The organism is Rossellomorea sp. DA94 (assembly GCF_029834455.1).
GTDB classification, from domain to species: Bacteria; Bacillota; Bacilli; order Bacillales; family Bacillaceae_B; genus Rossellomorea; species Rossellomorea vietnamensis.
Map to the genome: position 1 here is coordinate 1767125 of NZ_CP122397.1, position 13162 is coordinate 1780286.

Annotated in this window: 14 protein-coding genes; 10 read left to right on the plus strand and 4 right to left on the minus strand. The window is 42.0% G+C overall.

Annotation, left to right across the window (positions count from 1 at the left end; translation table 11 throughout):
• Positions 1–123: 123 nt before the first annotated feature.
• From pdhA to lpdA, 4 genes are all read left to right on the plus strand, one after another.
• The gene (gene pdhA, locus P8596_RS09230) at positions 124–1239 is read left to right on the plus strand and encodes a pyruvate dehydrogenase (acetyl-transferring) E1 component subunit alpha (RefSeq protein WP_034756042.1); all 1116 of its coding nucleotides are present in this window, start codon (positions 124–126) and stop codon (positions 1237–1239) included.
• Between the two features lie 3 nt (positions 1240–1242).
• Positions 1243–2220: an alpha-ketoacid dehydrogenase subunit beta gene (locus tag P8596_RS09235; RefSeq protein WP_279726682.1), complete on the plus strand. Its 978-nt coding sequence runs from the start codon at positions 1243–1245 to the stop codon at positions 2218–2220.
• 154 nt (positions 2221–2374) lie between these two features.
• On the plus strand, positions 2375–3712 hold the full coding sequence (locus P8596_RS09240; protein WP_034756037.1) for a dihydrolipoamide acetyltransferase family protein: 1338 nt from the start codon (positions 2375–2377) through the stop codon (positions 3710–3712).
• A 4-nt stretch (positions 3713–3716) separates the two neighbouring features.
• Positions 3717–5126, plus strand: a complete 1410-nt coding sequence (gene lpdA, locus P8596_RS09245) for a dihydrolipoyl dehydrogenase (protein WP_034756034.1) — start codon at positions 3717–3719, stop codon at positions 5124–5126.
• A 107-nt stretch (positions 5127–5233) separates the two neighbouring features.
• On the opposite strand, the gene P8596_RS09250 is transcribed toward lpdA, so the two are convergent.
• Positions 5234–5626, minus strand: a complete 393-nt coding sequence (locus P8596_RS09250) for a small peptidoglycan-associated lipoprotein (RefSeq protein ID WP_279726683.1) — start codon at positions 5624–5626, stop codon at positions 5234–5236.
• Positions 5627–6230: 604 nt separating this feature from the next.
• Between P8596_RS09250 and P8596_RS09255 the strand changes: the two genes are divergently transcribed.
• Both P8596_RS09255 and P8596_RS09260 read left to right on the plus strand, forming a co-directional pair.
• The gene (locus P8596_RS09255; protein ID WP_279726685.1) at positions 6231–7070 is read left to right on the plus strand and encodes a polysaccharide deacetylase family protein; all 840 of its coding nucleotides are present in this window, start codon (positions 6231–6233) and stop codon (positions 7068–7070) included.
• A 231-nt stretch (positions 7071–7301) separates the two neighbouring features.
• On the plus strand, positions 7302–7421 hold the full coding sequence (locus P8596_RS09260; RefSeq protein WP_082051137.1) for a GapA-binding peptide SR1P: 120 nt from the start codon (positions 7302–7304) through the stop codon (positions 7419–7421).
• A gap of 100 nt (positions 7422–7521) precedes the next feature.
• Here the strand turns inward: P8596_RS09260 and P8596_RS09265 are convergent, their stop codons facing one another.
• Complete coding sequence (locus P8596_RS09265) at positions 7522–8991, minus strand: aminotransferase class I/II-fold pyridoxal phosphate-dependent enzyme (protein ID WP_279726687.1); 1470 nt, start codon at positions 8989–8991, stop codon at positions 7522–7524.
• 489 nt (positions 8992–9480) lie between these two features.
• On the opposite strand from P8596_RS09265, the gene P8596_RS09270 reads away from it, so the two are divergent.
• Complete coding sequence (locus P8596_RS09270) at positions 9481–10437, plus strand: NAD(P)H-dependent flavin oxidoreductase (RefSeq protein WP_279726689.1); 957 nt, start codon at positions 9481–9483, stop codon at positions 10435–10437.
• A gap of 29 nt (positions 10438–10466) precedes the next feature.
• Positions 10467–10739, plus strand: coding sequence for a UPF0223 family protein (locus tag P8596_RS09275; RefSeq protein WP_034756022.1), 273 nt, complete (start codon positions 10467–10469; stop codon positions 10737–10739).
• A gap of 60 nt (positions 10740–10799) precedes the next feature.
• Here the strand turns inward: P8596_RS09275 and P8596_RS09280 are convergent, their stop codons facing one another.
• A complete protein-coding gene (locus tag P8596_RS09280; protein ID WP_279726690.1) occupies positions 10800–11420 on the minus strand; it encodes a YktB family protein in 621 nt (206 codons plus the stop codon).
• A gap of 179 nt (positions 11421–11599) precedes the next feature.
• On the opposite strand from P8596_RS09280, the gene P8596_RS09285 reads away from it, so the two are divergent.
• Positions 11600–11794, plus strand: coding sequence for a YkzI domain-containing protein (locus tag P8596_RS09285; protein ID WP_034756016.1), 195 nt, complete (start codon positions 11600–11602; stop codon positions 11792–11794).
• Between the two features lie 222 nt (positions 11795–12016).
• A complete protein-coding gene (locus P8596_RS09290; protein ID WP_224520341.1) occupies positions 12017–12814 on the plus strand; it encodes an inositol monophosphatase family protein in 798 nt (265 codons plus the stop codon).
• A 49-nt stretch (positions 12815–12863) separates the two neighbouring features.
• Here P8596_RS09290 and P8596_RS09295 read toward each other — a convergent pair whose 3' ends face one another.
• Positions 12864–13049, minus strand: coding sequence for a YlaF family protein (locus P8596_RS09295; protein WP_034756006.1), 186 nt, complete (start codon positions 13047–13049; stop codon positions 12864–12866).
• Between the last annotated feature and the right edge of the window lie 113 nt (positions 13050–13162).

Here is a 13162-nt window from a genome sequence, read left to right on the forward strand (position 1 = left end):
AAAACTACTTATAGTGTGTGTTTTTCCACAGGTACTGTGGTAGGTCATACTGAATTTGGGTAATCTAAACTATGTATGTAAAAAAACCAAAATAAATGTATAAAGAAAGGATAGGTGACTTCGATGGCTTCTAAATCAAAGAAGGCACAATTCGATGCAGTTAAGACGCTCGAACAAATTGAAGACAAGTTTGAAATGTTCCAAATTTTGAACGAAGAAGGCGAAGTAGTGAACGAAGATGCTATGCCTGAGATCTCTGATGAGGATCTGCAGGAGTTAATGCGTCGCATGGTTTACACTCGTATTCTAGATCAAAGATCAATCTCACTGAACCGTCAGGGACGATTAGGTTTCTATGCACCAACAGCTGGACAGGAGGCATCTCAGATTGCTTCTCACTTCGCACTTGAGAAGGAAGACTGGATCCTTCCTGGATACCGTGATGTTCCACAAATCATCTGGCACGGTCTTCCACTTGCGAAAGCATTCTTATTCTCACGAGGACATTTCCAAGGTAACCAGGCTCCAGAAGGTGTAAATGTATTATCACCACAAATCATCATCGGTGCTCAATACATTCAAACTGCCGGTGTGGCACTTGGCCTTAAAAAACGTGGTAAGAAAGCAGTTGCCATTACGTATACAGGAGACGGTGGATCTTCACAGGGTGATTTCTATGAAGGAATCAACTTTGCAGGTTCTTATGCAGCTCCTGCGATCTTCGTCGTACAAAACAACCAATTTGCAATCTCTACTCCTCGCGACAAGCAAACAGCAGGACGCACGATTGCTCAAAAAGCGGTTGCTGCAGGTATCCCTGGTATCTTAGTCGATGGTATGGATCCTTTAGCGGTTTATTCTGCCACTCTAGAAGCGCGTAACCGTGCAGTGAATGGGGAAGGTCCTTCACTGATCGAAACACTTTGCTACCGCTATGGTCCACATACAATGGCTGGTGATGATCCAACTCGTTACCGTACATCAGAAATGGATACAGATTGGGAAAAGAAAGATCCTTTGGTACGTTTCCGTAAATTCCTTGAAGGTAAAGGGTTATGGAGTGAAGAGAAAGAAAACGAAGTGATCGAAGAAGCAAAAGAAGATATCAAAAAAGCGATCAAGGAAGCAGATTCAGCTCCAAAACAAAAAGTGACTGACTTCATCAACAACATGTATGAAGAACTTCCTTATAATCTAAAAGAACAATTAGAAATCTACAAAGAAAAGGAGTCGAAATAAGCCATGGCGCAAATGACAATGATTCAAGCGATCACTGATGCACTGCGCACAGAACTACGCAACAACGAAGACGTATTAGTTTTTGGTGAAGACGTAGGTCTAAACGGTGGTGTATTCCGTGCAACGGAAGGGCTTCAGAAAGAATTCGGTGAAGACCGCGTATTCGATACTCCACTAGCAGAATCAGGAATCGGTGGTTTAGCAATCGGTTTAGCATTAGAAGGGTACCGTCCAGTACCTGAAATCCAGTTCTTCGGTTTCGTATACGAAGTAATGGATTCAGTAAGCGGACAAATGGCACGTATGCGTTACCGTTCAGGTGGTACGTATACATCACCTATCACAATCCGTTCCCCATTTGGTGGTGGAGTACATACTCCAGAACTTCATGCGGACAGTTTAGAAGGTTTGATGGCTCAACAACCAGGTCTTAAAGTGGTTATCCCATCAACTCCATACGACGCTAAAGGTCTATTGATTTCATCCATCCGTGATAATGACCCTGTCATTTTCTTAGAGCATATGAAATTATACCGTTCATTCCGTCAAGAGGTTCCTGAAGAGGAATACACAATTGAACTTGGTAAAGCAGATGTAAAACGTGAAGGTACAGACCTTACGATCATCTCTTACGGAGCTATGGTACACGAATCATTGAAAGCTGCAGATGAGCTTGAAAAAGAAGGTCACTCAGTTGAAGTAATCGATCTTCGTACTATAAGTCCACTGGACATTGACACGATCATGGCATCTGTTGAAAAAACAAACCGTGCCATCGTGGTTCAAGAAGCTCAAAAACAAGCGGGTATCGCAGCGAATGTAGTGGCTGAAATCAATGACCGTGCGATCCTTAGCCTGGAAGCTCCGGTTCTTCGTGTAGCGGCACCGGATACAGTATTCTCTTTCTCTCAAGCAGAGCCTATCTGGTTACCAAACCACAAAGACGTCATCGAAACGGCGAAAAAAGTACTTAATTTCTAATGGGAAGGAGCTGAGAAGCTCCTCCATTGATAGATAAGTGAAAACAGAAGGGCATGCCACCCTTCTCTTTTCCAATTATAGATATAAGAAATAGAGACAGAAATAACCAAACATTCATCTATATATTCATTATTCAATACAGGAGGTCGAGTCCATGTCATTCGAATTCAAATTACCAGACATTGGTGAAGGTATTCATGAAGGTGAAATCGTCAAGTGGTTTGTAAAGCCAGGCGATAAAGTGGAAGAAGACGATGTACTATGTGAAGTGCAAAACGATAAAGCTGTTGTTGAGATTCCTTCTCCGGTAGCAGGAACGGTTGAAGAACTTCTTGTTGACGAAGGTACTGTAGCAGTTGTGGGCGATACTCTTATCAAGTTCGATGCACCTGGTTATGAGGACCTGCAATTCAAAGGTGGAGAAGAAGATAAGAAAGAAGAAAAAGCCGAAGAGAAGACGGAAGGTCAAGTTCAAGCAACTGCAGAACAAGGCCAGGACGTAAAGAAAGAAGCTTCTCCAGAAGCTGCTGAAGAGAAATCCGATGCAGAAGTTGACCCTAATAAGCGAGTGATCGCTATGCCTTCAGTACGTAAGTACGCAAGGGAAAACGGGGTTGAAATCCGTCAAGTATCAGGTTCAGGTAAAAATGGACGTGTCGTGAAGGAAGATATCGATGCATTCCTAAGTGGAGACAGCAAGCCTGCTTCTACCCAGGAAGAAGCGAAAACGGAAGAAAAAGCTCCAGCATCAGAATCTAAACCGTCTGCACCTAAAGCTCCTGAGGGTGAATACCCAGAAACACGTGAGAAAATGAGTGGAATGCGTAAAGCGATTGCGAAAGCAATGGTGAACTCAAAACATACAGCTCCTCACGTAACGTTGATGGACGAAATCGATGTAACGAAACTTTGGGCCCACCGCAAGAAGTTCAAAGAAGTTGCAGCTGAAAAAGGTGTGAAATTGACTTTCCTACCTTACATCGTCAAAGCATTGACAAGTGCATTACGCGAGTATCCAGCTCTGAACACATCGATTGATGATGCAACAAGCGAAATCGTACAAAAACATTATTACAATATCGGTATCGCGGCTGATACGGATAAAGGTCTATTAGTACCGGTTGTAAAAAATGCAGACCGTAAGTCCATGTTCTCCATTTCAAATGAAATCAATGAACTGGCTGGAAAAGCACGTGATGGTAAACTTTCAGGCGATGAAATGAAAGGTGCATCTTGCACAATCACGAATATCGGTTCTGCCGGCGGACAATGGTTCACTCCGGTCATCAACCATCCAGAGGTTGCCATCCTTGGTGTTGGACGCATTGCAGAAAAACCTGTGGTTAAAAATGGTGAAATTGTAGCGGCACCTGTGTTAGCATTATCATTGAGCTTCGATCACCGCATGATTGACGGAGCTACTGCTCAACATGCACTTAACCATATCAAGCGTTTGTTGAACGATCCAGAATTATTATTAATGGAGGCGTAATACAATGGTAGTAGGAGATTTCCCAATTGAAACAGATACAATCGTAGTCGGTTCAGGTCCCGGAGGATATGTAGCTGCAATCCGTGCAGCTCAACTTGGACAAAAAGTGACAATCATCGAAAAAGAAAACATGGGTGGAGTATGCTTGAATGTTGGCTGTATCCCATCCAAAGCTCTTATCACAGCAGGTCACCGTTTCCATCAGGCGCAACACTCTGATGATATGGGGATCGTAGCTGAAAACGTAAAAGTGAATTTCGATAAAGTTCAAGAATGGAAAGCTGGAGTCGTTAAGAAATTAACAGGCGGTGTTGAAGGACTTCTTAAAGGGAATAAAGCTGAAATCGTTCGCGGTGAAGCTTACCTGGTAGATGCCAATACACTACGTGTCATGGACGACAACTCGGCTCAAACATACAAGTTCAATAACTTGATCCTTGCAACTGGTTCACGTCCGATTGAAATCCCAAGCTTCAAATTCTCTAAGCGCGTGCTTGATTCTACTGGCGCACTTGCATTAGAAGAAATTCCAAGCAAGCTTGTTGTCATCGGTGGAGGGTATATCGGAACCGAGCTTGGTACTGCTTATGCCAATCTTGGATCTGAAGTAACGATCTTGGAAGGTGCCGACGATATCCTTAGCGGATTCGAAAAGCAAATGACATCTGTCGTGAAAAAAGAACTTAAGAAAAAAGGCGTTGAAGTTGTAACGAAAGCTATGGCTAAAGGCGTTGAAGAAAGTGACAGCGGCGTCGTTGTGAAATATGAAGTGAAGGGCGAAGAGAAATCGGTTGAAGCTGATTATGTTCTAGTAACGGTTGGCCGTCGTCCAAACACAGATGAAATTGGTCTTGAAGAAGTTGGAATCGAGATGACAGACCGCGGAGTTATCAAAATCGATAAACAATGCCGTACGAACATCCCGAACATCTTTGCGATCGGTGATATCGTTGATGGACCACCACTTGCTCACAAAGCTTCGTACGAAGGTAAGATCGCTGCAGAGGTTATCTCAGGAGAGCCGGCAGAAATCGATTACCTTGGTATCCCTGCTGTCTGCTTCACAGATCCTGAACTTGCAACAGTAGGTTATTCAGAAGCAGAAGCGAAAGAAGAAGGCATTGAAGTAACTGCTGCTAAATTCCCATTTGCAGCAAATGGGCGTGCTTTAGCTCTTAATGCAAGTGATGGCTTTATGAAGCTTGTCACTCGTAAAGAAGACGGTTTAATTATCGGTGCTCAAATTGTTGGTTCTGGTGCATCTGACATGATCGCTGAATTAGGACTTGCAATTGAATCCGGAATGACAGCTGAAGATGTTGCCATGACGATTCATGCTCACCCGACTTTAGGTGAAATTTCAATGGAAGCAGCAGAAGTTGCAATGGGAAGCCCGATTCACATTATCAAATAATAGGCATGACAAAAGGATGATCCCTATGATGGGATCATCCTTTTTATTATGGAAAAGAAAAGGATCGAAGCCTACAAGGCTTCGACCCCCGATGATTATTTCATGCATTATTGTCCCCAGGTTTGAATGGCTCTGGAAACAGGCTTGATTATATTCTCTTTAGAATTGGGCCCCTCCACTTTACATACGATCTGATTGTCCTCTACCACAACGATGGCAGGAGAAGCGGGTGGAGTATCAGCGATATCATTTGTCGTCTTCGTGTTTAAACTGACAACCTTTAGTTGCTTAAAGTGATCCGGGTATAGTTTTTTAAGCTCAATGATGGCATCGTAGTATGGTATTTCCCTCGAAACATTTCTTTCATCCGTAAAAAAAATCACCTGTTTTTCTATAAATTGATCCTGTGCCAAAACCACTTTATTGGATGAGATGTCATCACACGAAGTCAAAATCAGCATAGTGGAAGTAAGTATCGCAAAAGCTAATATATGTTTCATACATCATCCTCTTTTCTTAAACGATGCTATGAACGTGGAGTTATAAATTTATAAATGAATTACTATTTAACGTATCTTACGTCACATTTTATCATAGGGAAAAATGAAAAAGCGCCAAGTCATAAAAATGTTACAAAATTGAAAAGTCATACATAATGAAAGTCATCTCAAAAGAATATACTATGTTAATACCATGCTTTTGATTGAAAAAGATATATAAGAGCCATCCGAGAGTTTTTATTATAGTGGGGCGGGTAAATGTAAATAAATCTATTAAAGGATGTTTTATCATGAAATCGTACATCGCTTTTTTGGTCCAAATGATTTTATGGAGCGTATTTTCAATAGCTGAATGGATTTCTGAAAAAGATCATATAGAATATAAATGGATTATGTTTGTCTTGTTTTTTTACCTTGCATTTATGGCTGCAAGGAAGATCGTTCAATCAAGAAGGCTTACGCTGTTCATTACTTCATTCAGTCTGTCATGCTTTTTTGTTTTTAAAATGGCGTTTGAAAATATATTGGAAATATTTTAATTCTTTCCCAGATTCCCTTTAGAATATGTTAAAATATTCAAAGTGAATACGGAAAGGTGAGAGACATGAAAAAGATTTTAGCATCCGGATTAACCCTCCTGCTCCTGACTGCTTGTGGAAGTGAACAAACGGAGTCCAGCCATGAAGCGGAAAAATCCAACCAGACTGAAGTGAAAGAAGTGGATCAGACGCAAAGTGAAGGCCCGGAAACTGAAGTATCAGAAAGTGAAACACACGAGAAGGAAGAACCTGCTAAAGAAGTGGTGCAGACCAAGGATTACAAGATAAATGAGGCTAATTGGAGCATCGAACCAATCGATAAAGCCAATCCTAAAGTGGTCCTCCTGACGATTGACGATGCACCCGACCAACATGCACTTCAAATGGCTAAAGACCTAAAAGAGTTGAAAGCACCAGCCATTTTCTTTGTGAACGGTCATTTCCTTGATACGCCTGAGGAAAAAGAAACGTTAAAAAAGATTCATGATCTTGGATTTATGATCGGGAACCATACATATAGTCACAGTAGTTTGAGAGATCTTTCTCCGGAAGAGCAAAAAGAGGAAATCGTCTCTGTCAGTGACCTTGTGGAATCCATCACAGGGGAGAGGCCTCAATTCTTCAGGGCTCCTTTCGGCCAGAATACGGACTACAGCCGCGAGCTTGCAGCTGAAGAAAAGATGTCCTTGATGAATTGGACTTATGGATATGACTGGGAAAAGCAATATCAAACGAAAGCAGCCATTACAGATATCATGATAAACAGTCCATATTTGAATGACGGAGCGAATCTCCTTATGCATGATCGTACATGGACGAGTGAAGCGTTGAAGGACATAGTGAACGGCCTTCGTTCGAAGGGATATGAAACCCTCGATCCACACAGGATTAAAACAATAGAATAGTGATAAAAGATGCATGGATGAATCACTTCATTTATGCATCTTTTTTTATTGAACCCTACATATTCCGGAAAGCCCTTACATACACTCTTATGATTAAAAGTATGATTGATTGTGAGGATAAAAACTTAAATATGTTATACAATTTAGGCTTGATATTTTAAATGTGTTATATTATTATAGAAGCAGATAAGATAAAGCGTTTACAAAACCATTTAAAGGAGAGGAAAAAAGATGGGAACAATTGTATGTCAATCATGCCTAGGTACTATTGAGCATTATGAAGATGAGAAGGTTTCTGTTTTATTCTCTAACTGTTGTGACTGCAACGACGATAAAGAATTAGACGATTAATGCCTGCTAAGGGGAGCGGGTATGAATAGCGTCTTAAAGGGGTTCTTATAAATAAAGAATAAAAAGGATGAAGAAGGGGGACTCTTCTTCATCCTTTTTTTCATCGAATGGCCCGATGCTCTTTGATGACTCTTAAATGTCGTAAATCATAGTCTTCAGGCCCTTGTACTGGAAGTCCTGCTTCTATATTGGTTTTGATATAATGGATGTTTTCCTGAGTGATGATCTCCCCTGGAATGAATATTGGGATACCAGGAGGGTAGACCATGATGAACTCAGCGATGGTCCTTCCAACGGAATCATCAATCGGAATGACTTCCGTATCAGCATAAAAAGCGTCCCTCGGAGTAATGGATAGAACAGGAATGTCAGGCAGCATCACTTTAACAGGGGTCATCTCGCCTTGTTTCTTAAGGCTCGTAACCAGTTCTTTTAAAGCAGTGACCAATTGGTTTCCTTCATATTCAGTATCACCAGGTGTGATGATGCACAGGATATTATACAGGTCGGACATTTCAACCTCGATATTATGAGCTTCTCTTAACCACTTTTCCGCATCGAACCCGCTGATTCCAAGGTCCTTCACGGATATAATCAGCTTGGTCGGATCATACGCATAGGTGGCTTTCGTTCCAAGGATTTCTTCCCCTACACAGTATAAACCTTCAATCTCGTTAATTTGCCTTCTCATATTCTGTGAGAGTTCGATCGTTTTGGTGATGAGCTCCCGTCCTTCAGTGGCAAGTCGTTTTCTTGCAACATCAAGGGATGCAAGGAGTAAGTATGACGTGGAAGTCGTCGTCAGCATGCTTAAGATGGTCTGCACACGCTTAGCAGATACAAGTCCTTCTTTCATATTGAGGACTGAGCTTTGAGTCATGGATCCCCCGAGCTTATGAACACTCGTAGCTGCTAAGTCAGCACCTGCCTGCATGGCTGACAGGGGAAGTTCATCATGGAAGTGTATATGAACCCCATGAGCTTCATCGACGAGTACCGGAACATGATAAGAATGGGCAATTTCCACGATTTTCTTTAGGTCTGCGGAAATCCCGAAATAGGTCGGATTGATGACTAATACACCTTTGGCATCAGGGTTTTGTTCCAAAGCTTTTGCAACGGCGTCTGTCGTGATGCCGTGTGAGATCCCAAGGTCCTCATCAATATCCGGATGGATAAAGATAGGAGTGGCCCCTGAGAAAACAATTGCAGACATAACGGATTTATGCACGTTTCTTGGAACAATGATCTTGTCTCCAGGTCCGCACACACTCATGACCATCGTCATGATCGCTCCGCTCGTCCCCTGAACAGAGAAGAAAGTATGATCCGCACCGAATGCCTCGGCAGCCAAATCCTGAGCTTCCTTGATCATGCCTTTAGGTTGATGCAGATCATCTAAAGGACCGATATTAATCAAATCAATGGAAAGCGCATTATCTCCTATGAATTCCTTAAAGGCAGGATCCATCCCTGCACCTTTCTTATGACCGGGAATATGAAACTGGACGGGATTTTTTTTACTATGTTCAATTAAGCCGGTAAACAACGGCGTTTCATTTTGAGACAATTCATTCAACACCTCTTTATATTCTTCATAAATCAACATGCATACTAAAGATATCATTATATAGGATTCAATCCACAATTTCATACATTTTCTTACGATATTTTCAACAAACAAAAGAATTATAGCACTTAAGAAAATCTTTGCATAGTGACATACGCCCATGAAGGTGTATTTTTTTTCATAGCACAAAAAAAGATATGACACTGCCTGATTTTTTGGCTCATTTCTGTCCTGTGTGAGAGTGACCGCCGGACCAAGCTCGCTTGGGTCCGGCGGTCACTCTCACACAGGACGACCTTTCAGCAAAGCTGAAAGGCGGGTGAAACATCCGTTTCACCCGAATGAGCCAAAAATCTACCTAACTTATTAATTAAATACATACAATCCTCTCATCTAAGACTGACCTTATCTCTAATAAATATACACCACACCAAAGAAAAGGATTTCCCACTCTCCATCGAGAATAAATGAATGTATGGAGGGATTCAAATGAAATGGAAAACGAGGGTTACAGAATTATTGAACATTCAATATCCAATCATACAAGGGGGGCTTGCCCACCTGGCATACGCAGAACTGGCTGCGGCGGTATCAAATGCAGGCGGCCTTGGCCAAATCACTGCCATGTCACTCGATGACCCTGAGCAGCTTCGTCAAGAAATCAAAAAGGTAAGATCACTAACAGATCAACCCTTCGGAGTGAACTTTGCCATCGGTCAGCATGGACGCCCATTCAGCAGGTTTGTTGATATTGCCATAGAAGAAAAAGTGCCGGTCATCTCCGTTACAGGGGGAAACCCGACTCCCCTGTTTCAACAAATCGAAGGGGAAGATATGGTGAAGCTTGTATTGGTCGCATCAAAAAGACAGGCCCTGAAGGCTGAAGAACTCGGGGCGGATGCCGTCATGGTCGTTGGACAAGAAGGGGGAGGACATCTGGGTAAGGATGACATCGGGACATTCGTCTTGATTCCACGTGTGGTGGATGCTGTATCCATCCCTGTCATCGCCTCGGGAGGTATTGGGGACGGCCGTGGTTTGATGGCAGCCCTCAGCTTCGGCGCAGAAGGAGTCGAGATGGGGACAAGATTCATAGCGACAAAAGAGTGCGTCCACGCCTCAGACGTGTATAAACGTGCCTTGATTGAAGGGGAAGAGAGTGGTACAGTAGTCATTAAACGATCTTTAGGTGCCCCGGCCAGAGCGATATCAAATGCCTGGACAAATCAAATCCTGGCTGCTGAAACATCGAATCCGGGATATGAAGGATTAAAGTCATACATAAGCGGCGAGGCGAATAAACGATATATTTACGATGGTGAAGTAGACGAAGGCTTTGCGTGGGCAGGACAGGTGATGGGATTGATCCAGGACATCCCGTCGGTTAAAGATCTCATTGGGCGAATGATTTCACAAGGTGAAAACATTCGTGAAAAGTGGAGTTAATACATTCATCAAAGGAGTTGCAGTGCAAAATGGAATATCAATACCCCTTCGATATAGACTGGTCCACGGAGGAAGTCATCGACGTCATTGCCTTTTTCGAAGCGATTGAAAAGGCATATGAAAAAGGTGTTTCAAGAGAGGACCTGATGAATCGATATAAGCGATTTAAAGAAATCGTCCCTGGTAAAGCAGAAGAGAAAAGGATCTGTAATGAATTTGAAGAATCCAGTGGCTATTCTTCGTACCATGTGGTGAAAAAAATGAAAGAGCAGCAGGACGCTGCCAAAATATCGATGAATTAAAGGAACGACTGCCGTAAACGGCAGTCGTTCTTTCTGCATTATTCCCTACAGTTATATGGTTTAGTTCATTTTATAAAGGGGTAAAAGTGTTTCAAAGGCACTTTCAACTTCCTGGATCAATTCATCTCCGGTCATCTTAATGGCAGAGTCACGATCCAGATGAAGTCCGCATAGAAGTTCAGCTTTCTTTACATTTTGAACTCTTTCAGTTAAAGCAATGAATTCATCTTGTGACAAAGAGGAGAAGGATGCAGCATCCGGCTTAGTATGATCTCCAGACCAAACAAAGTGACCGGGAATCAATGACCTTATCTTATCTGCATTTTCTTCAGCTTTCTTACCGAATTCAACTTTATTTGGAGCTTCATAGATCATTGCAAACCAAATAAATACATGGGTTTCCCATAACCCGATTTGGAAATGAGGATGTTTTTTGTAACCGCGTTTGCTGTTTGCAAAAGCAACCCACGTGTCCTCTGGAGGATTCACTGAGCGTCTTGCATGTTTCGCCACATGGTAAAACATCTCATCACCTGTCAGGGCACTAAGAGCGGGTGCGAAATGTTCACCCAGGTAGGTAAGCTTTGGCCTGATCTGTTCTGCGATGGCCGTCATCCGGTCGTCGAGACCATCAATCTTAAAAACATTAAAATCATCTTTAGTGAAACCGTTAAAAGTCATGTTGTAACCTCCTTATTTCCACCAATATCTTACCATAAAGAGGTACAGGCTTGTAGCCAAATGAATTATCTATAGGTGTCTGCACATTTTAGTTACAAGATGAGAGGATAATTCATAACATGTAGTAAATATTATCAGAACAATCAGATAAATCGAAAACTCGGAAGGGGTGTATGGCCATGAAACAAGTAATGAACACTTCTAAAAAACGTGATGTCCAACAGCAAAGAATGAACGTATTGAGACTTGAAATGGATTATGAATTAGCCGTATTGTTTGAAGCAATCCAAACGAAGAATACAGAAACCCAGACCAAGTCCAAGCAGAAACTTATGAGCATCAGGGAAGAACTAATGAAAATGAAGGCTTTATAGAGCAAATAACATTCAATGGTTTAAAGTATGCTGATAACAAAATCTACTTTTGAACGCGAGCTCGTAGTGGTTGGAGAGTTCGCTTTTTTATGGGAAAATGACCTTACTTGGTGAAGCCTATTTTCTTGAATGAATCGAACCTAGGAGTTAAGATTATCTGAAAAGACCATATTAGTAATGACTACACTGATTTTCGCTAAGCATATTGGAGGCTAAAAATACATGACAAATTGGACCGAACTAGATCAAAATGTTAGAACATGGATACATGAAGCCGGTGAGAGGATACGTCAGTCATTTAAAACCGAACTGAATATTAAAACGAAATCGAACCGAAATGACTTGGTCACCGATATGGATGAAGCGACTGAGCGATACTTTACAGAAAACATACGAACCAATTACCCCGATCATCAAATTTTGGGAGAAGAAGGATATGGTGATGATTTCAAAGAGTTATCCGGAATAACATGGATCATCGACCCAATCGATGGAACGATGAATTTTGTCCATCAGCAGAGAAACTTTGCCATTTCTATCGGAATTTACGATGGAAATGAGGGGAAGTTAGGATACATATATGATGTCGTGCATGACGAGCTTTACTTTGCGAATAAAGGCAAAGGTGTCTTTATGAATGATGTGAAGCTTCCGCAGCTTGATCCCGTTCCTGTGGAAGATGCGATTGTTGCATTGAATGCACTGTGGGTGACAAAGAACAAGCGTATTGATTCCTCCATTCTGGCTCCACTCGTGCAGGATGTGAGAGGGACCCGGTCCTATGGTTCAGCAGCTATGGAGCTTGCTTATGTGGCTTCAGGGAGGCTGGATGCATACTTAACAATGCGCCTTGCACCGTGGGATTTCGCAGCCGGAAAGATTATGATCGAAGAGCTTGGTGGGGTGGTGACTGACCTTGATGGTAACCCATTGAATCCATTAAACAAGAGTTCTGTCTTCGTCGGGAAGCCTGGTCTGCATGAAACCATTTTGACTGACTATCTGCATAGAAATAAATAAATGAAAAAAGAGTGGTGGCCGTTGGATGGCCGCCACTCCTTTTTTTGTACTACAATCTTCCTTCTTCTCTGTATTTCTTCTTGGTCTTAAAACCAAATCCCATCACAATGAATAAACAAACGATACTTACAGCTGCAAGCAATATACTTTGCAAACTGATGGAAATGGCTATGCCCATCAGTGAAACGGCCGCTAATATCGAAAAAAGTACAAAGATCCATTTTATATTTGCCATCCTGTAACCCCCATTATTAATAAACGATGATTCGTTTCTTTACTGATTCTCGACGCAGCTTCTTATGCTGCCCTTATTAAATTTTACCTATCAATTCAATAAATCGCAATGGG